The organism is Azohydromonas lata NBRC 102462 (assembly GCF_001571085.1).
Taxonomy (GTDB): Bacteria; Pseudomonadota; Gammaproteobacteria; order Burkholderiales; family Burkholderiaceae_C; genus Azohydromonas; species Azohydromonas lata.
In genome coordinates, this window is sequence record NZ_BCTC01000026.1 from 47,804 (window position 1) to 66,414 (window position 18,611).

At 71.5% G+C, this 18,611-nt stretch carries 15 protein-coding genes; 10 read left to right on the plus strand and 5 right to left on the minus strand.

Going from position 1 to position 18,611, the window contains the following annotated elements; all coding sequences use genetic code 11:
• The first annotated feature begins 31 nt into the window (after positions 1-31).
• Positions 32-928 (plus strand): LysR family transcriptional regulator, encoded by an 897-nt coding sequence (locus tag ALA01S_RS11785; RefSeq protein WP_066336401.1) that lies wholly within the window; start codon positions 32-34, stop codon positions 926-928.
• 61 nt (positions 929-989) lie between these two features.
• On the opposite strand, the gene ALA01S_RS11790 is transcribed toward ALA01S_RS11785, so the two are convergent.
• Positions 990-1,304 (minus strand): hypothetical protein, encoded by a 315-nt coding sequence (locus ALA01S_RS11790; protein WP_066336404.1) that lies wholly within the window; start codon positions 1,302-1,304, stop codon positions 990-992.
• Between the two features lie 149 nt (positions 1,305-1,453).
• A complete protein-coding gene (locus tag ALA01S_RS11795; protein ID WP_066336407.1) occupies positions 1,454-2,842 on the minus strand; it encodes a GntP family permease in 1,389 nt (462 codons plus the stop codon).
• Positions 2,843-3,245: 403 nt separating this feature from the next.
• Here ALA01S_RS11795 and ALA01S_RS35195 point away from each other — a divergent pair, with 403 nt between their 5' ends.
• The 6 genes from ALA01S_RS35195 to ALA01S_RS11820 all read left to right on the plus strand — a co-directional run bounded on the left by ALA01S_RS35195 (position 3,246) and on the right by ALA01S_RS11820 (position 11,311).
• Positions 3,246-3,368 (plus strand): hypothetical protein, encoded by a 123-nt coding sequence (locus ALA01S_RS35195; RefSeq protein ID WP_259375517.1) that lies wholly within the window; start codon positions 3,246-3,248, stop codon positions 3,366-3,368.
• A 205-nt stretch (positions 3,369-3,573) separates the two neighbouring features.
• On the plus strand, positions 3,574-5,583 hold the full coding sequence (locus ALA01S_RS11800; RefSeq protein WP_157118939.1) for a sensor domain-containing diguanylate cyclase: 2,010 nt from the start codon (positions 3,574-3,576) through the stop codon (positions 5,581-5,583).
• 225 nt (positions 5,584-5,808) lie between these two features.
• Complete coding sequence (locus tag ALA01S_RS11805; protein ID WP_169805905.1) at positions 5,809-8,385, plus strand: ATP-binding protein; 2,577 nt, start codon at positions 5,809-5,811, stop codon at positions 8,383-8,385.
• The gene (locus ALA01S_RS11810; protein ID WP_066336413.1) at positions 8,382-9,476 is read left to right on the plus strand and encodes a response regulator; all 1,095 of its coding nucleotides are present in this window, start codon (positions 8,382-8,384) and stop codon (positions 9,474-9,476) included. Before ALA01S_RS11805 ends, ALA01S_RS11810 begins: the two co-directional genes overlap by 4 nt.
• Before the next feature lie 74 nt (positions 9,477-9,550).
• Positions 9,551-10,873 (plus strand): hypothetical protein, encoded by a 1,323-nt coding sequence (locus ALA01S_RS11815; protein WP_157118940.1) that lies wholly within the window; start codon positions 9,551-9,553, stop codon positions 10,871-10,873.
• A gap of 9 nt (positions 10,874-10,882) precedes the next feature.
• A complete protein-coding gene (locus tag ALA01S_RS11820) occupies positions 10,883-11,311 on the plus strand; it encodes a hypothetical protein (protein WP_238455774.1) in 429 nt (142 codons plus the stop codon).
• A 32-nt stretch (positions 11,312-11,343) separates the two neighbouring features.
• Here ALA01S_RS11820 and ALA01S_RS11825 read toward each other — a convergent pair whose 3' ends face one another.
• Complete coding sequence (locus ALA01S_RS11825; protein WP_157118941.1) at positions 11,344-11,742, minus strand: hypothetical protein; 399 nt, start codon at positions 11,740-11,742, stop codon at positions 11,344-11,346.
• Between the two features lie 234 nt (positions 11,743-11,976).
• Between ALA01S_RS11825 and ALA01S_RS11830 the strand changes: the two genes are divergently transcribed.
• Positions 11,977-12,945 (plus strand): DedA family protein/thiosulfate sulfurtransferase GlpE, encoded by a 969-nt coding sequence (locus ALA01S_RS11830; RefSeq protein WP_084267462.1) that lies wholly within the window; start codon positions 11,977-11,979, stop codon positions 12,943-12,945.
• Positions 12,946-12,964: 19 nt separating this feature from the next.
• Here the strand turns inward: ALA01S_RS11830 and ALA01S_RS11835 are convergent, their stop codons facing one another.
• Entirely contained in the window at positions 12,965-13,927 is a 963-nt protein-coding gene (locus tag ALA01S_RS11835) for a hypothetical protein (protein WP_157118942.1), read from the minus strand.
• A 303-nt stretch (positions 13,928-14,230) separates the two neighbouring features.
• Between ALA01S_RS11835 and ALA01S_RS11840 the strand changes: the two genes are divergently transcribed.
• Complete coding sequence (locus ALA01S_RS11840) at positions 14,231-15,199, plus strand: Bug family tripartite tricarboxylate transporter substrate binding protein (RefSeq protein WP_066336423.1); 969 nt, start codon at positions 14,231-14,233, stop codon at positions 15,197-15,199.
• An 11-nt stretch (positions 15,200-15,210) separates the two neighbouring features.
• Here ALA01S_RS11840 and ALA01S_RS11845 read toward each other — a convergent pair whose 3' ends face one another.
• Positions 15,211-15,678, minus strand: coding sequence for an Lrp/AsnC family transcriptional regulator (locus ALA01S_RS11845; RefSeq protein WP_066336425.1), 468 nt, complete (start codon positions 15,676-15,678; stop codon positions 15,211-15,213).
• Between the two features lie 120 nt (positions 15,679-15,798).
• Here ALA01S_RS11845 and mdeB point away from each other — a divergent pair, with 120 nt between their 5' ends.
• Positions 15,799-18,507 carry an alpha-ketoglutarate dehydrogenase gene (gene mdeB / locus ALA01S_RS11850; RefSeq protein ID WP_066336428.1) on the plus strand — a complete coding sequence of 903 codons (2,709 nt, stop codon included), beginning with the start codon at positions 15,799-15,801 and terminating at the stop codon, positions 18,505-18,507.
• Positions 18,508-18,611 lie beyond the last annotated feature (104 nt).

An 18,611-nucleotide genomic window follows, 5' to 3' on the forward strand; every position in this document is an offset into this window, starting at 1 on the left:
CAATCCGGAACAACGACGCCTGGAGCCTTTCATGAGCCGACCGCTGGACCCGCTGCTGCTGCAAAGCTTCGTTGCCGTGTGCGAGGAGGGCAGCATGGCCCGCGCGGCGGCGCGCGCCTCGCTGGTGGCCTCGGCCCTGAGCAAGCGCGTGCTGGCGCTGGAGCAGGAGGTGGGCGTGCCGCTGCTGGAGCGGCGCAGCAACGGCGTGACGCCCACGCCCGCGGGCGAGGCGCTGCTGGCGCGCGCCCGCGAGGTGCTGGCGCAACTGGAGCGCGTGCGCGCGGAGCTGGGCGAGTTCGGCGCCGGCGCGCAGGGCAGCGTGCGCGTGCTGGCCAGCCCCTCGGTGCTGGCCGAGAACCTGCCGGACGACATCGCGGCGTTCCTGCGCCGCCATCCCGCCCTGCGCGTGAGCCTGGACGAGCGGCAGAGCGCCGAAGTGCTGCGCGGCCTTCGCGAAGGCGCGGCCGATCTCGGCGTGCTGTGGGACCAGGGCGACACGGCGGGGCTGGACGCGACGCCTTACCGCAGCGACCACTTGTGCGTGGTCATGGCCGCGGGCCACCCGCTGGCGCGGCGCGCGGCGCTGGGCTTCACGGACATCCTGGACCAGCCGGCGATCTGCATTTCCCCCGGCGGGCTGCTCGACCGGCTGCTGCGCCGCCAAGCGGCGCTGCTTGGGCGCACACCCTCGTACCGGATGCAGGTGTCCAGCATGGATGCGGCCTGCCGGCTGATTGCCGCCGGACTCGGCCTGGCCATCGTCCCGCGCGAAGTGCCCGTGGCGCTGGCAGGGGCCGGGAGGCTGGTGCTGGTGCCGCTGGCCGAACCCTGGGCGGAGCGGCGCTTCGTGGTGGTGACGCGGCCAGCGCCGTTGGGGTCGGCGAGTGCGCGGCTGTTGGCGGGGTTTCTGGGGCAGGCAGGCGCTTGACCAGGCCAAGGCGGTGGTCGAATCTGCCCGCCCACGGGCCGCGGTGCCGTGAGAAGCGTGACTAGAAACTGGCTGAAGCTTGGAATTCCAGCCTGGGCTTGTTTTTGATCGAGCAGCGCCGATACACGATCAAACTCGTGACGGCATAACACCCCACCAGGTTTCCCGTCGAAACCAGCACGAATTCAGCGTTGCGCGCCACCAGGGCCGCATACAGCAGCGTCACCGTGGCCGAAGTGCTCCAGATACTCCAGGTCAAGAGGGAAACGTCGGCCGCGCCGGTGCGGCTGCGCCACACGGACCATAACTGCGGAATATAGGCGGCCACGAGCACGGCCCCAAATACCGCATACAGAACACTCACCAGTTCAAGCACGACTTGGCTTTCAACAATTCAGGTTTGGGCCAAGTGTGCTTGATACAAGAGAAGGGATTAAATTCTATAAGCGGCGTATATTCGGACTATTTCTCGCGGGCCGATTCAAATGCGACAAAAGTCACGGTGCTATTTCTCGGCCGGCCGCATCAATAAATCCCGGTCAGGTAGTAGATCCCGATCACCACGAACACCGCCGCCGTCTTGATCAGCGTGATGGCGAAGATGTCGCCGTAGGACTGCTTGTGCGTGAGCCCGGTGACGGCCAGCAACGTGATGACGGCGCCGTTGTGCGGCAGCGTGTCCATGCCGCCGCTGGCCATGGAGGCCACGCGGTGCAGCACCTCCAGCGGGATGCCCGCGGCGTTGGCCGACTGGATGAAGGTGTCGGCCATGGCGGCCAGCGCGATGCTCATGCCGCCGGAGGCCGAGCCGGTGATGCCGGCCAGGGCGCTCACGGTGATGGCCTCGTTGATCAGCGGATTGGGGATGCCGCGCAGCGCGTCGGCGATCACCGTGAAGCCCGGCAGCGCGGCGATGACGCCGCCGAAGCCGTACTCCGAGGCCGTGTTCATGGCCGCCAGCAGCGCGCCGGCAATGGCGGCCTTGGAGCCGTCGGCGAATTTCGACTTCACGCGCGGGAAGGCGAACACCAGCACGGTGAGGATGCCCACCAGCAGCGCGCCTTCCACGGCCCACACGGCGGCGATCTTGGAGATCTCCGTCACCACGGGCTTGCCGCCGGTCAGGGGAAGCTGGTGGGTCTGGCCGTAGTGGGCGTAAATCAGGTCCGTGAACACGCGGTTGAGCACGCCCACCAGCACCAGCGGCAGCAGCGCGATCAGCGGGTGGGGCAGCTTCTCGGCCTCGTAGGGCTCGGGCTCGTTGAGCAGGTTGCTGCCGTAGCCCTCGCCGGCGGCCAGGGCGCGGCGGCGGCGGCTTTCCAGATACAGCATGCCCATGGCCAGGATGAACAGCGCGCCGAACACGCCCAGCCACGGCGCGGCCCAGGTGGTGGTCTTGAAGAAGGTGGTGGGGATGATGTTCTGGATCTGCGGCGTGCCCGGCAGCGAATCCATGGTGAAGGTGAAGGCCCCCAGCGCGATGGTCCCGGGAATGAGCCGCTTGGGAATGTTGCTCTGGCGGAACATCTCCGCCGCGAACGGGTACACCGCGAACACCACCACGAACAGCGACACGCCGCCGTAGGTGAGCACGGCGCAGACGATGACGATGGAGAGCATGGCCCGCCCGCGGCCCACCACGTCGATGACGGCCGCAACGATGGACTTGGAGAAGCCGGACAGCTCGATGACCTTGCCGAACACCGCCCCCAGCAGGAAGACGGGGAAGTACAGCTTCACGAAGCCCACCAGCTTGTCCATGAACACGCCGGTGAACATGGGCGGCACCCAGGACGGCTCGGTCAACAGCACGGCCAGCAAGGCCGCCACCGGCGCGAACAGGATGACGCTGTAGCCGCGGTAGGCCACGAACATCAGCAGCACCAAGGCTGCCAGAACAATCAGAAAACTCACCGGAACACTCCCTGTCGCATGTGGAGCTTGCGCTCCCGTTGGAGAACCGCTTGAACTGCCACGGCGCCTGCCCGCGGTTGTGCCATGCCGCCGCCGCGGCTGGATGAGCGGGCAACCGGCACGCGGCGGCAATCCGCACCTGCTCTGCGCTGCATCAAGCAGCCGTGCAGGCGTGCGCTGCGCGCAGGCTGTACCGCACCGGTCGGCGCCCCAGGAGCAGCCGCCGTGCCCGCATCGGCCGCCACGGCCGGCAGCCGCCCGGCGCCGGCGGCGCAGGCGGCGGAACCTGGGCCTTCCATACAAAGGCGGCCGCGCCGGGCCCGCAGGCGCGCGCGGGCTGACGCCGGTTTGAGCCCGCACGTCCCGGGCGCTCTCCCAGGTTTACCGGTGGCCGTGCACGGGCATGGCAACGGCTTCCGCTTCCGACCCGCCTGAATCCGACCCTGGTGAGGAGCAGCCGCCCGCCTCGGCGCGCAGCCGGCTGGGCGCCGGCCTGATCACCGGCGCCTCCGGCGAGCCCTCGTGAGCCCGCAAACGGGCCCGCGGGCGTGCATCTCTCACGATTGAGGAGTTTGCCCGGGTTCAATTGCAGGGCCTGCGCGCCGATACAGCGTGATCCCCAGAACGCCCCAACCCCCGCCCTTCATGAAACACCTGCGCCGCAGCCCGCCCCCCCGGGCCTTGCGCCTTGACGTCACGCCGGCCCGCTCCCGGCCCGTGCGCGCCTGACCGTGCAGCGCTTGAAAGCGCCGCTGGAGGGCGCGCGCCGCGCGCTGGGCACGCTGCGCGCGCGGCTGACGCTGGCGGGCATTGCGCTGCTGGCGCTGGTGGTGCTGCTCAACACCTTGACGCTGGTGCAGCGGGCCGAGCAGGACACGCTGGTCGAGCAGCGCGATCGCGAGCTGGTGAAGGCGGAGCGCATCGCTGAGGTGCTGTCCGGCCGCGTGCTGGAGCTGCAGGGCGCGCTGGCCGCGGTGGCCGGGCAGCTTGACCAGCGCACGCTGCACGACCAGGCTGCGCTGGAGCGCTTCATGACCGACCGCATCGTGCTGCGGCGCATGTTCGGCAACGTCAACGTCGCCACGGCGGACGGCACGCTGCGCGTCTACGGCGAGCACAACAGCCTGCGCAAGGTCGTGGCCAACGTGGCCGACCGCGCCTACTTCCGCCAGGCCATGGACAAGGCCCAGCCCAGCATTTCCGAGGCGCTGGTCAGCCGCGTGCTGGACGAGCCCGTGATCGTGCTGGCGCAGCCGCTGCAGGGCCCGCGCGGGCCCTTCGGCATGCTCAGCGGCTCCATACGCCTGGGCAGCGGCGGGCTGATGGCGCAGGTGCTGCAGTACCGCGGCGCCGGCGAGGCCGACGCGCTGCTGGTGGTCACGGACGAGCGCGGGCGCATCCTGGCGCACCCCGACATCGGCCGGGCGCTGCAGCACGTCTCCACCGAGCCGCGCCTGGCGCAGGCCTGGGACGACTGGGTGCGCATGGGGCGCCCGCTGGAGCCCGCGGGCGTGTCCGCGCAGCAGGAGGGCGAGCTCGTCAGCGTGGCCGCCGTGAGCGGGCCGCAATGGCTGGTGTGGCGCGCCATGCCGCAGCAGCGGCTGCTGGCGCCGCTGCACGACGCGCGCCGCCTGGCCATCACTTGGGCCGTGCTCATGATCGTGGCTGCCAGCGCGGCGCTGCTTGGGCTGGTGAGCTGGCTGCTGCGGCCGCTGCAGGCGCTGCAGCGGCGCGCGCAGCACCTGTTCGATCCCGCCTTCGACCCGCACGCGGGCTGGCCCGCGGCCACCGGCGAGATCGCCAGGCTGGCGCAGGCGCTGCGCCACGCCGGGGCCGAGCGCGCGCAGATGGATGCCTTCAACACCGAGCTGCTGCGCCGGCTGGAGGGCGTGATGGCCGCCGCGCCCGTGGGCATCGCCTTCACCCGCGACAACCGCATCGAGCTGGCCAACGCCGAGCTGTGCGCGCTGCTGGGCCGCGAGGCCGGCACGCTGGCCGGCCAGCCGCTGAGCGCGCTGGGCCTGCGGCAAGACGGCGTGCTGGCCCTGCTGCGCCGCGCCACGCGCGCCTTCCAGGCTGGGCAGCCCTACAGCGACGAAATGGAGCTGCTCCTGGCGCACGGCGGCACGTTCTGGGCGCAGTTGCGCGTGCAGCCTTCGCGCGGGGACGAGGCCGCGCCGGGGCTGATCTGGTGCGTGCTCGACGTCACCGCGCAGCGCACCGCGCGCGAGCACTTGCGCTGGTCCGCGCACCACGACCCGCTCACCGGGCTGGCCAACCGCGCAGCACTTGAGCAGCAGCTGGAGCATGTGTTCGCCGCCCGCCCGCGCTCCATGCCCGCGATGCTGGTGGCCATGGACCTGGACCACTTCAAGCCCATCAACGACAGCGCCGGCCATGCCGCGGGCGACGCCATGCTCAAGGCCGTGGCCGCGGCCATCAACGGCTGCGTGCGCGTGGGCGACCTCGTGGCGCGCTTGGGCGGCGACGAGTTCGTCCTGCTGCTGCAGCGCTGTCCGCCGGAGCGCGCGCTGCTCATCGCCCAGGCCGTGTGCGCGGCCGTGGCCGCCATAGAGCTGCCCTGGGAAGGCCGCACGCTGCGCGTGAGCGCCTCCGCCGGCGTGGCCGAGCTGCAGGCCGACATGTTCGAGGTGGCGCACTGGCTCAAGGCCGCCGACCGCGCCTGCTACGACGCCAAGGGCGCCGGGCGTGGGCACGCGCGAGCCGCCCTGGTGAGCTGAACAGGCCCAACGCTTGCGCAGGAAACCATGAAGATTGCTTTTGCCAACGAAAATGTGCAAAAGCTCCGGCAATTTTTCGCGCCGGCGCTTGCGTCATGGCAAAGCACGTCGCACAGCGCATCCGCCAGGGCCGCGCAGATGCTCAACTCGCCGTCTGGCGGGTCGATATGCAGCGTTGTCCGCCTGGTTCACGACAACGCCGTCGTGGCGCGCTGCCTGTACGCCTTGAGCAAACACACCGCCCAGTCCGCCAGTGCCCTGCCGCAAGGCTCCAGCTTGCGGCTGCGCACCGTTTCGCGAAACTTCTTCGCGCTGGTGTCGGTGGCGCTGGCGGCCAACCTGCTGTTCCTGCTGGCCATTGGCGCGGCCTTCGACAGCGCGCGGCTGGCCGCGCTGCGCCGCGACCAGGCCATGGGCCTGGTGGGCGAGGTGCACCACGAGACCGACCGGCTGGCGCGGCTGGTGCGCGCCTACACGGCCACGGCCGATGCGCGCTACCTGCTCTATTACTACGACATCCTGGCCATACGCCAGGGCGAGAAGCAGCCGCCGGACCCGGCCGACCGCCTGTACTGGGACCAGGTCATCGCCGGGTTGAGGCCGCACCGGCTGCCCGGCGGGGGCCCGGGCCTGCCCCTGGCCGAGCGCATGCGGCGCATGGACTTCGACGACGCCGAGCAGCAGGCGCTGCGTGCCGTGCTGCAGGCCTCGGCCGTTCTGGGCAAGACCGAGCAGGTGGCCTTTGCCGCCACGCAGGGGCTGTACGACAAGGCCAAGGGGCAGTTCGTCTCCGACGGCGAGGCCGACCCCGCCTTCGCGCGGCAGGTGGTGTACAGCGCGCAGTACGAGCTGCAGGCCGCGCAACTGGCCGGTAAGGTGGACGAGCTCGTGCGGCTGACCGACGTGCGCACCGCCGCCGAGGTGCAGGCCGCCGGCTTGCGGCTGCGCGGCTTCGTGAGCGCGGCCATCGCCATGGATGCGCTGGTGGCCCTGGCCGTGTGGCTGGCCTGGCGCGGCGTGCGCCGCCGCGTGCTGCAGCCCATCGCGGGCCTGGCCGCCACGGCCGAGCGCTATGCCCTGGGCGACTACGGCGCGCAGATGGACCCGCTGAGCGCGCGCGTGGGCGAGCTCGACGGCCTGGCGCACACGCTGGAGCACATGGCCGCCTCCATTCGCAGCGACCTCGAAGAGCGCGCGCGCACCCAGCGCGAGCTGGAGGCCGCGCGCACGCAGGCCGAGGCCGCCACGCGGGCCAAGAGCCTGTTCCTGGCCAACATGAGCCACGAGATACGCACGCCGCTCAACGCCATCATCGGCATGACCTACCTGGCGCTGGGCACGCCGCTGACCGACCAGCAGCGCGACTACCTGCACAAGGTGCACGGCGCCTCCACGCTGCTGCAGGGCCTGCTGCACGACATCCTGGACCTCTCCAAGATCGAAGCCGGCAAGCTGGCGCTGGAGTGCATACCCTGCCACCTGGAGAGCCTGATGGGCGACGCGCTGTCGCTGCAAAGCTCCAAGGCCGCCGAGAAGGGGCTGCTGCTGGCGCGCGAGATGGAGGGGCTGGCGCGCGACGCCGCGGCCGTGGTGTGGGGCGACCCGCTGCGGCTGCGCCAGGTGCTGATGAACCTGCTGTCCAACGCGGTGAAGTTCACCGAGCGCGGCCAGGTGCGGCTGCGCGTGAGCCTGGAGCCCCTGGTGGCCGAGGACGACGGCGAGCCCCGCGCGCTGCTGCGCATCGCCGTGGAGGACAGCGGCGTGGGCATGACGGCCGAACAACTGGCGCTGCTGTTCGAGGACTTTGCGCAGGCCGACAGCTCGACGGCGCGGCGCTACGGCGGCACGGGGCTGGGGCTGTCCATCTCGCGGCGGCTGGTCACGCTCATGGGCGGCACGCTGCTGGCGCGCAGCGAGCCCGGCCAGGGCTCGACCTTCACCGTCACGCTGCCCGTGCGCATGGCGCAGCCGCTGGCCGGCCCGCGGCCGTTCCATCCGGCCGCGGCCGACAGCCCCTGGAGCGACGCGGGTGCGACGGCGGCCCGCCGCCCGTTGCAGGGCCTGCGCGTGCTGCTGGTGGACGACGACGCGCAGAACCGGCAGGTCGCCGGCGAGCTGCTGGAGCGCGCGGGCGCGGAAGTGGCCACCGCCGACGACGGCCGCAAGGCGCTGGAGGCCTTGCTGACCCTGGAGCGCTTGCCGCAGCAGCCCGGCGCGGCCTGCCACGTGGTGCTCATGGACCTGCAGATGCCCGTGATGGACGGCTACGAGGCCACGCGGGCCATTCTTGCGCGCCCGGCCTGGCGCCACCTGCCCATCGTGGCGCTGACCGCGCACGCGCTGGTGGAGGAGCGCCGGCGCTGCCTGGAGATGGGCATGCGCGGCCACATCGCCAAGCCGCTGGAGCCGCACGTGCTCATAGGCGCGATGCGCCGCTACGTGCCCACGCCCCCCGACGCCGGCGCCGCACCGGACGGCCCCCCCGCACCTGCGCCCGCCCAGTCGGCCGAGCCGCTGCACGCGGGCGCGGACCTGCCGGACACCGAAGATGCGGCCGCGCCGCAGGACGCGGGAGCGCACTGGGCGCGGCTGCGCGAGCTGCTGGTCGATGGCGACAGCCAGGCGCTGGAGCACTGGCGCGCGCGCCGCGTGGAGCTCATGCGCGCGCTGCCCACAACGCAGGCCCACGCGCTGGACCTGGCCCTGCAGCGCTGCGACTTCGACGCGGCGCTGGACACCCTTTCCAACATCCTGCCGGCTGCCGCTGCGCAGCCGGCGCTGGAACTCACGAGAACGACATGACGCAGCAAGAACGCCCCACGATCCTCGTCGTGGACGACACCCCCGACAACCTCACGCTGCTGGCCGACCTGTTGGGCGGCGAGTGCCGCGTGAAACTGGCCAACGGCGGCGCGCGGGCGCTGGCGCTGGCGCAGCGCGAGCCGCCGGACCTGGTGCTGCTGGACGTGATGATGCCCGGCATGGACGGCTTCGAGGTCTGCCGCCAGCTCAAGGCGCACGAGGCCACGCGCGACGTGCCGGTGATCTTCCTCACCGCGCTGGGCCAGGCCGAGGACGAGACGCGCGGCTTCGAGCTGGGCGCCGTGGACTTCATCACCAAGCCCATCAGCCCGCCCGTGGTGCAAGCACGGGTGAAGACGCAGCTGCAGGTCAAGGCCTGGCGCGACTCGCTCAGCCGCCGCAACGCCGGGTTGCAGGCGCAACTGCTGGAGCGCATGAACCAGGTGGAGCGGCTGCGCGACGCCACGCTGCACGTGATGGTGTCGCTGGCCGAGTTCCGCGACGAGGACACGGGCAACCACATCAAGCGCACCCAGGAGTACGTGCGCGTGCTGGCCGAGTACGTGCGCGCCCACCCCGAAGGCTGCGAGGAGGCCACCGGGCTGGACGACCACGCCATAGAGCTCATGGCCAAGTCCGCGCCGCTGCACGACATCGGCAAGATCGCCATCCCCGACCACATCCTGCTCAAGCCCGGCAAGCTCGACGCGGCAGAGTTCGAGCAGATGAAGGGCCACTCCGTGCACGGCTGGGAGATCCTGCGCCGCGCCGCGCAGCGCATGGCCGGCGACTCCGACGTGCTGCTGTACGCCATGCAGATCGCCCGCCACCACCACGAGCGCTGGGACGGCGGCGGCTACCCCGACCGGCTGGCCGGGCGCGGCATTCCGCTGGCGGCGCGGCTCATGGCCGTGGCCGACGTGTACGACGCGCTCACCACGCGGCGCCCGTACAAGGAGCCGTTCCCGCACGCGCGGGCCATGGCCATCATCCTGGACGGGCGCGGCAGCCACTTCGACCCGCAGCTCATAGACGCGCTGCTGGCCTGTGAACCGCGCTTCGTCGAGATCGCCAGCACCTGGCGCGACTGATGGGCCGCGGCCGTACCTTCCCGGCACCCGTGGCGGCGCCCCGGGCCGCACGCCCCGCGCGGCCGGGCCGGCGCATGGGGCGCCCACGGGCTGCCGTGCTGGCCATGGCGGCCCTGGCCGTGCTGGCCCTGTCGGGAGCCGGCGCGGCGCGGGCGGCGGGCGCGGACGGCGACGGCGGCGACGGCCCCTCGCTGTCGTGGTCGGCCTTCGGCACGGCGGGCTATGCCGTCTCGGACCGCGCCTGGCGCTACCAGCGCTTCGTGGACGATGGCGGCACCTTCAAGCGCGACACCGTGCTGGGGGCGCAAGTGGACCTGCAGCTCACGCCGCAGTGGTCGGCCACGCTGCAGCCGCGGCTGGCGCCGGCCACGCGCAACGACACGCGCTGGGACCTCACGGCGGCCTGGGCCTTCGCGGCCTGGCGGCCCAACAACGACTGGCTGCTGCGCGTGGGCAAGCTGCGCGTGCCCTTCATGCTGCGTTCGGCGCAGCTCGACGTTGGGCAGACCTACGACGAGGCGCGCGTGCCCACCGAGGTCTACAGCCTGCTGCCGGCCAGCGACTTCACCGGCGCGCACCTCTCGCGCAACTGGAGCCGCGGGGGCGGCGAGCTGGCCCTGGACCTCTACCACGGCGACTCGCCGCTGGTGAACCGCAACCGCGTCTGGCTGCGCGAGCCCTCGTTGGGCGCGGCGCCGGCCGTGATGTTCAGCGACCTGGAGATCACGGTGACGGGGGCCGTGCTGTCTTGGAACACGCCTGACTTGAGCGCGCGCGCCGGCGTGCACCACACGCGCGTGCGCAATGCCGACGGCTCCGGGCTGCTGGTGCGCCCGCGCTGGGTGGACCTGGGCGGCGGCGCGGGCTACTGGCAGACCCGCGGCGCAGGCCTGGAGCGGGTGAGCAACAGCAACAACGTGGCGCTGACCTTGGGCGCCGAAGCGCAATTGGGCGGCGGCTGGCGCTTGGCGGCCGAGTGGCTGCGCATCATTCCGCGCGAGCTGGAGATGGGCATGTCCTCGACCTCGGCCTACCTCACGGCCTACCGGAGCTGGTCGGCGCTCACGGCCTACGCCACCGTGGCGGCCATCCATCCGGGCAGCGGGCCGCTGAAGTGGGTGCAGCAACTGGAGACGACCACGGTGCCGGGCTCGGTACAGGACGCCTCGGCGCTCAACGCCTCCATGCGCGCGCGGGCGGACATCGTCCCCTTGTTCCGCCAGCGCTCGCTGGCCTTGGGCGCGTCCTATGCGCTTTCGCCCACGAGCAAGCTCAAGGCCGAGTGGCTGCATACGCACGCACAGGGCTCGCAGTTCATGGACGTGCCCGCGGGCCAGGGGCTGCTGCAGCCCCGGCGCGTGAACGTGCTGTCCGTGAGCTACAGCTTCGCGTTCTGAGTCGGACCCATGCAGCGCAGAACCTTTATCGCCCACACGCTGCCCGCCCTGGCGGGCGCGGCCGGCGTAGCTGCCGCCTGGGCCGACGAAGGCGTGGCCGTCATCGGCAACCTGCCCGCGCGCGCGCTGGACGCCGAGACGCTCAAGCGCATCTACACCGGCCGCACGATAGAGCTGGAGGGGCTGCTGCTGCGCCCGGTGAACCTGCCCTACGGCCACCCGCTGCGCCGGCGCTTCCTGAGCGCGGTGCTGCAGCAGCAGGAAGACGACTACCTGGCCTACTGGACCGTGCGCCGCTACATCGGCAAAGGCGCGCCGCCGCGCGAGCTCGCGGGCACGGCCGAGGTGCTGGTGCACGTGCGCAACACGCCCGGCGCCATAGGCTACGTGGAAGCCTCGCAGCTCACGCCGGACCTGAACGTGCTGCTGCGGCGCTGAGCGCAACTGGAGTTCGGCGCGGGCGTGACCGCTCAGCGTCCGCTGCGCCCGGCCGCACCCGTGCCGGTAGCCGGGCCCGGGGCGCCGCCCAAGCCGCCGTCGCCGGAGACGCTGCCCACCCCCGTGCCGGCCGGGCCGGCCGCGCCGCCCTGGGCGGTGGTGTCGCCCGTGCTTGGGCCGCTGGCGGCGGTGTTGGCGCGGTTGGCGCGCAGCACGCGGCCGGCGCGGGCGGCGCCGGGGGGCGTCTCGCGCGTGCCGCTCATGCCGCCGTCCACGGTGCCGGAGGAACCCGAGCCCGCGCCCATGAAGCCCGGCCCCTTGTTGCTGCCGCCCGTCATGCCGCCGGCCTGTGCCCAAGCGGCGCCGCAAAGCGCCAGCAGCGCGGCCAGCGCCGCCGCCTTCAGGCCCACAACTCCTTGGACGCGCTTCATGTCCAGCTCCTGCAACGAGGGATGAGCCCTCACGGCAGCAAGGCCGGTGCCCGAGAGAGGGACGTGCCGCGGTCCGCGGGGAGCCGGGCCGCCGTTGGCGTCCCGTGAGCCCAGGCGTTGTGGCAACACCTCCGGCGCCGGCCCGCCGGCGCAGCCGTCACGCACGCCGCTGCCGGTTCATCCCATAAGCCCCAACGCCCACCCGCCCCCGCGTACGGCTCTACGCTTGGCGCGATGCAAGCGCTGGTCGATCTGCTGTTGCGCCATGGGGTGCTGTTGGTGTTCGTGGTCACCCTGGCCGCGCGGGTGGGTGCGCCCGTGCCGGCGGCGCCGCTGCTGGTGGTGGCGGGCGGCCTGGCGGCCGGCGGACGCTTTTCGTTGGCCGCGGCGATGGCCGTGGCCGTGGCTGCCAACGTGGTGGGCGACGCGCTGTGGTTTGCCGGCGGGCGCCGCCACGGCCACCGCGTGATGCGGCTGCTGTGCCGCGTGTCGCTGTCGCCCGACTCCTGCGTGCGCCGCAGCGAGCTGCTCATCGGCCGCTGGGGCGGCAGCTCGCTCATTGCCGCCAAGTTCGTGCCCGGCGTGTCGCTGGTGGCCGCGCCCATGGCCGGCGCACTGGAGATGCCCTGGCTGACCTTCCTGTTCTTCGGTGTAGTCAGCGGCGCGATCTGGAGCGCCGCCTACCTGCTGCTGGGCCTGGCCTTCAGCCATGAAGTGCAGCGCGTGCTGGACGTGATGGCCGACGCCGGCACCAAGGCACTCATCGCCCTGGGCGTGCTGCTGGCGGCCCTGGTGGCGCGGCGCTGGTGGCGGCGGCGGCGCATGCAGCGCGACATGGCCATGCCGCGCGTGGGCGTGGCCGAGCTGCGCGAGCTGCTGCAGGCGCAGGAGCCGCCACTGGTGCTGGACGTGCGCGCGGGCTCCAGCCTGGCGATGGACCTGCGCCGCATCCCGGGTGCGCGCCACGTGGAGCTGGGCGCCGTGGCCGCGCTGCGGGACGAGCTGCACCCGCAACGTTCCATCGTCGTGTACTGCAACTGCCCCAACGACGTCTCGGCCGCACAGGCCGCGCGCGTGCTGCAGGACCACGGTTTCACGAACGTCCGCCCCCTGGCGGGCGGGCTGGAAGCCTGGTTCGCCGACGCGCCGCCGGCCGGCGTTGCCGCGCCCACGGCCGACGGCCCTGCGCCTGCGGCGCATTGAGGGCGCGGCGGCGGCTTGTTCAGGCCGCCTGGAGATCGAACACCGGCAGGTAGGGCGGCGCACGGTGCGGGCCCACGCGGCTGGCCGCCGCCATTCCCTTGCGGCAGAGGTCGGCCACGCCGGGGCCGCGCTCGGCCAGCACCAGCAGCCGCACCGGGTGGCGGAACGTCGCCTGGTTGAGCTGCAGCGCACGCAGCGCCTGCGCCAGCACTTGGGCGTGCAGCCTGTCGGCCACGATGAGCGTGGGCCGGCGTGGATGGAACCGCGCCAGCGGCTCGACCGCCGCCGCGCTCAAGGGCAGGTAGCCGGCGTCCCAGGGCGTGGCCGGCGGCACGGGCCGCCACCACAGGCACTCGTCCAGCTTGATGCGCAGCCGCCAGCCCAGGCCCCGCAGCCGGCTGCCCAGCGCCAGCAGCCGCGTGCTGCCGTCAATGTGGCGGGAGAACCCTTCGGCCAGGCGGCGGCGCTCCAACTCGGTGCCGCCGGTGAGCACGGCCACGCTCAGCCGCAATTCCACGTCAGGCAGGGCGCCCGGGCGCCACCAGGGCGTGCAGCCCGGCCCGCTGCCGTGCAGGCACCAGTGCTCCAGGCCGGCCCAAGTGGCGCGCCGGGACGGGTGCAGCGCCGGCGCGTCGGCGGGGCCCAGGTTCCCGGCAGGCTCCACGCGCAGCGCAGCGCCGTCGAAGCGGGCCGTCAGCGTTGGGCCGATGTGGCGCGCGGGTGCCAGGCACAGCACGAAGCAGCCCGCCAGCAGTGCCGCCAGGTCGCGCCACAGCGGGTCGCTGGCCAGCGGCTGGCCCAACAGCAGCGCGTCCACCCAGCCGCGTTGCCAGCCTTCGCGGCCGGTGGCCTGGCCCAACAGCGCCGCCAGCGCCTCGGCCAGCAACGCCAGCCCAAGGGCCAAACCCAATGCGGCGGCGGCGGTCGCCGCGCCCTCCCTGCTGCTGCCGGCCCGCCGCGGGGCCTGGTCCTGCTTGTTCATCGTCTTGCCCATACCTGGACCGGGGTCATACCGGACGCCATGCTATCGGCGCTCCATGGGCGCTTCCCCGCCTTGCCGCGCACGAAGACCGCCGCGAACCGCCATTTCTCACGGCTTGGCCGGCATGGGCAATGCAGCTGGGCCGGTACCCGGGGCCCAGGGTGCGGCGAGGAATGAATGCACGGGATTTCCCGGTACCGCTTTCGCGAAGTGCGAAAGCTCGGCTCCCGTCTGTGTTATTCCGCCCACAGGGCGGCACTTACAGAATGCGCCCGCGCCCGCTGCAAAACAGGAGACACAAGCATGAACATCGCCCGCCGTGCCGTACTGCTGATGCTGGCCGCCGCCAGCAGCGGCGCCGCTTTCGCCGAAGACAAATACCCCAGCAAGCCGGTCACCGTGGTGGTGCCGCAGGCGCCGGGCGGCGCCAATGACGCCATCGCGCGCATCGTGGCGCAAAAGCTCAGCGAGCAGACCGGCCAGCAGTTCATCGTGGACAACCGCCCCGGCGCGGGCGGCAACCTGGGCAGCGCCGTGGCCGCCAAGTCCAAGCCGGATGGCTACACGCTGCTGCTGACCGTGAGCAGCGCCCACGTCATCAATCCCTCGCTCTACAAGAACCCGGGCTTCGATCCGGTGAAGGATTTCGAGCCCATCACGCCCGTGGCCACCGCCGGCTACGCGCTGGTGGCCAACAACGATTTCCCGGCCAGGAACGTGAGCGAGATGATTGCCGTGGCCAAGAAGCAGCCGGGCAAGATCGCCATCGCCTCCGCGGGCAACGGCACGCTCAACCACCTCATTGGCGAGATGCTGCAAAAGGCCGCGGGCATCGAGCTGATGCACGTGCCCTACAAGGGCGCCTCGGCCGCGGTGACGGACCTCGTGGGCGGCCAGGTGCAGCTTTCGGTGCAAAGCCTGCCGTCGTCGATTTCCTTCATCAAGTCCGGCAAGTTGAAGGTGCTGGGCGTGGTCAACGAGAAGCGCGTGGCCGCGCTGCCGGACGTGCCCACCATCGGCGAGACCCTCAAGGGCTTCGGCTCGACGCCCTGGTACGGCCTGTTCGCGCCGGCCGGCACGCCCAAGGCCATCGTGAACCAGTTGCAGGCGCAGGTGGCCAAGGCGCTGGAAGGCAAGGATGCGCAGGACAAGCTGGCCGCCGTGGGCTGCGAGCCGTTCAAGAGCACGCCGGAGCAGTTCGGCGCGCTGGTGAAGGAAGAGCTGCCGAAGTGGGCGCGCATCGTCAAGGAATCGGGCGCCACCGTGGATTGAGCGCTTGGGCGCTACGCGCTTCCCAGCGGCAGCGCCGTCTTGTAGCGCACCTGCTTGAGCGCGAAGCTGGAGCGGATCTTCTCCACCTCCTCCATGGGCGAGAGCTGCTCCAGGATGAACCGCTCCAGCGCCGGGATGTCCGGCACGGCCACGCGCAGCAGGTAGTCGGCGTCGCCGGACATGAGGTAGCACTCCATCACCTCGTCGCGGGCGCACACGTGCGCCTCAAAGCGCTCCAGCGCCGCGCGCGACTGGTGGCGCAGGCTCACCGAAATGAAGACGTTCAAGTCCAGCCCAAGCTGCTTGGCGTCCAGCAGCGCCACGTATTGGCGAATCACGCCTTTGGCCTGCAGTGCCCGCACCCGTGCCAGGCAGGGCGAGGGCGACAGATGCACCCGCTCGGCCAAGGCCACGTTGGACAGGCCGGCATCGCGCTGCAGCTCGTGAAGTATCCGCAAATCGACCGCATCCAGGCTCATTCGGCTCCTCCCACATTGATTGGCAGCATTTTGTGCTGCCGCAAGCCTGTACTGCAGTGAACTTCGGCGATTTCTGCGGCAGCGCCGTTCCTACACTGCCCGGACTCAGGAGACAGCGACATGAGCGACTTGAAGATCCAGCAGCACCTGGCCGCCCTGCCGGCCGCGGACCCTGATCCGCAGGAAAGCGCCGAGTGGCGCGACGCGCTGGCCTCGCTGCTGGAGGCGGCCGGTCCGGCGCGCGTGTGCCAGATCATGGACATGCTGGCGGCCGCCGCCCGCGACCCGGCCGTGGGCTGGCAGCCGCAGCGCGGCACGCCTTACGTCAACACCATCCCTGCGGCGCAGCAGCCGGCGTTTCCCGGCGACCTGGCGCTGGAGGAGCGGCTGGCGTCGCTCATGCGCTGGAACGCGCTGGCCATGGTGGTGCGGGCCAACCAGGCGTATGGCGAGCTGGGCGGGCACATCGCCAGCTACGCCAGCGCGGCGGACCTGTTCGAGGTCGGCTTCAACCATTTCTTCAAGGCGGGCGGTGAAGGCGGTGGCGGCGACCTGGTGTTCTACCAACCGCACTCGGCGCCGGGCGTGTATGCGCGGGCCTTCCTGGAAGGGCGGCTGAGCGAAACGGACTTGAGCCACTACCGGCAGGAGATCAGCGCCGCGCGCGCCGGGGCGCGGGGCCTCTCCAGCTATCCGCACCCCTGGCTGATGCCGGACTTCTGGCAGTTCCCGACCGGCTCCATGGGTTTAGGCCCCATCAGCTCCATCTACCAGGCGCGCTTCATGCGCTACCTGCAGCACCGCGCGCTGCTGGACACGGCGGGCCGCAAGGTCTGGGGCGTGTTCGGCGACGGCGAGATGGACGAGCCCGAGAGCATGAGCGCGCTCACGCTGGCCGCCCGGGAGAAGCTGGACAACCTGATCTGGGTCGTCAACTGCAACCTGCAGCGCCTGGACGGGCCGGTGCGCGGCAACGGCCGCATCATCGACGAGCTCGAAGCCCTGTTTGCCGGCGCGGGCTGGCGCGTGATCAAGCTCGTCTGGGGTTCCGATTGGGACGGCCTCTTCGCCCGGGATGGCGAGGGCGCCTTGGTGGACGCCTTCTCGCGCACGGTGGACGGCCAATTCCAAACCTTCGCCGCCAAGGACGGGCGCTACAACCGCGAGCATTTCTTCGGCCAGGACCCGCGGCTGGCCGCTCTCGCGCAGGGGCTGACGGACGAGCAGATCGACCGCTTGAAGCGCGGCGGCCACGACCTGGTGAAGATCCACGCGGCCTACCACGCCGCGGCGCACACCGCGGGGCAGCCCACCGTCATCCTGGCCCAAACCAAGAAGGGCTACGGCATGGGCGACGCCGGCCAGGGCCGCATGACCACGCACCAGCAAAAGAAGCTGGAACGAGAAGACCTCGTCGCCTTCCGCAACCGGTTCAACCTGCCGCTCACCGACGAGCAGGCCGCGAACCTGGAGTTCGTGAAGCCGGCCGAGGACAGCCCGGAGATGCGCTACCTGCACGCGCGCCGCGCGGCGCTGGGCGGGTTCATTCCCGCCCGCCGCACGCGGGCTGAAGCCCTGCCCGTGCCGGCGCTGGAGCGCTACGGCCAGTTCGCGCTGCAGGCCGAGGGCAAGGAGATGAGCACCACCATGGCCTTCGTGCGCATGCTGGGCAGCCTGCTGCGCGACAGCACGTTGGGCCCGCGCGTGGTGCCCATCGTGGCCGACGAGGCGCGCACCTTCGGCATGGCCAACCTCTTCAAGCAGGTCGGCATCTATGCCTTCAATGGGCAGAGCTACGAGCCGGAGGACATCGGCTCGCTCATGAGCTACCGCGAGGCGCGGGACGGGCAGATCCTGGAGGAAGGCATCAGCGAGGCCGGCGCCATCAGCAGCTGGACGGCGGCGGCCACGAGCTACTCGGTGCACGGGCAGGCGATGCTGCCCTTCTACATCTACTACTCGATGTTCGGCTTCCAGCGCATCGGCGACCAGATTTGGGCCGCCGCCGACCAGCGCGCCCGCGGTTTCCTGCTCGGCGCCACGGCCGGCCGCACCACCTTGGGCGGCGAGGGCCTGCAGCACCAGGACGGCTCCAGCCTGCTGCAGGCGGCGCAGATTCCGAACTGCCGCGCCTACGACCCCTGCTTTGCCGGCGAATTCGCCGTGATCCTGGACCACGGCATGCGGCAGATGCTGGAGCAGCAGGAAGACGTCTTTTATTACGTCACCCTGATGAACGAGAACTATGGGCAGCCGTCGCTGCCGGCGGGCGTGGCGGCGGACGTGATCCGCGGCCTCTACCGCTTCGGCGTGCATGCGCCGACGGGGGCGGCGCGTGGCACCGTGCGGCTGGTGGGCTCGGGGACCATCCTGCGCGAAGCCGTGGCCGCAGCCGAGCTGCTGGCTGCCGATTGGGGCGTGGAAGCCGAGGTGTGGAGCGCGACCAGCTTCAGCGAACTGGCGCGCGAGGCACGGGAAGTGGAGCGCTGGAACCGGCTGCATCCCGCGCAGCCGGCCCGCTCCAGCCACGTGCAGCAGTGCCTGGCGGGCGACGCGCCGGTGATTGCCGCCTCCGACTACGTACGTGCCTGGCCACAACTGGCGCTGGCCTGCGTGGACGCCCCCGTGACGGTGCTGGGCACGGACGGCTTTGGGCGCAGCGACACGCGGGCGGCGCTGCGCGGCTTCTTCGAGGTGGACCGTGCGCACATCGTGCTGGCGGCGCTCACGGCGCTGCGCGAGCGGGGCGAGGCCACGGCGGCCGATTGCGCGGCGGCGATGGAGCGTTACGGCATCAGCGCGGAGCAGGCTGCGCCCTGGAATTGCTGACGCTGATCTGTTGAAAGTGATCCGCTGCGGGTCACCGCAGTGAAAAGGGTACGCATGCAAACCACGCGTGCCCTTTTTTCAATCCCGAAAGCAAATCCAAGGAC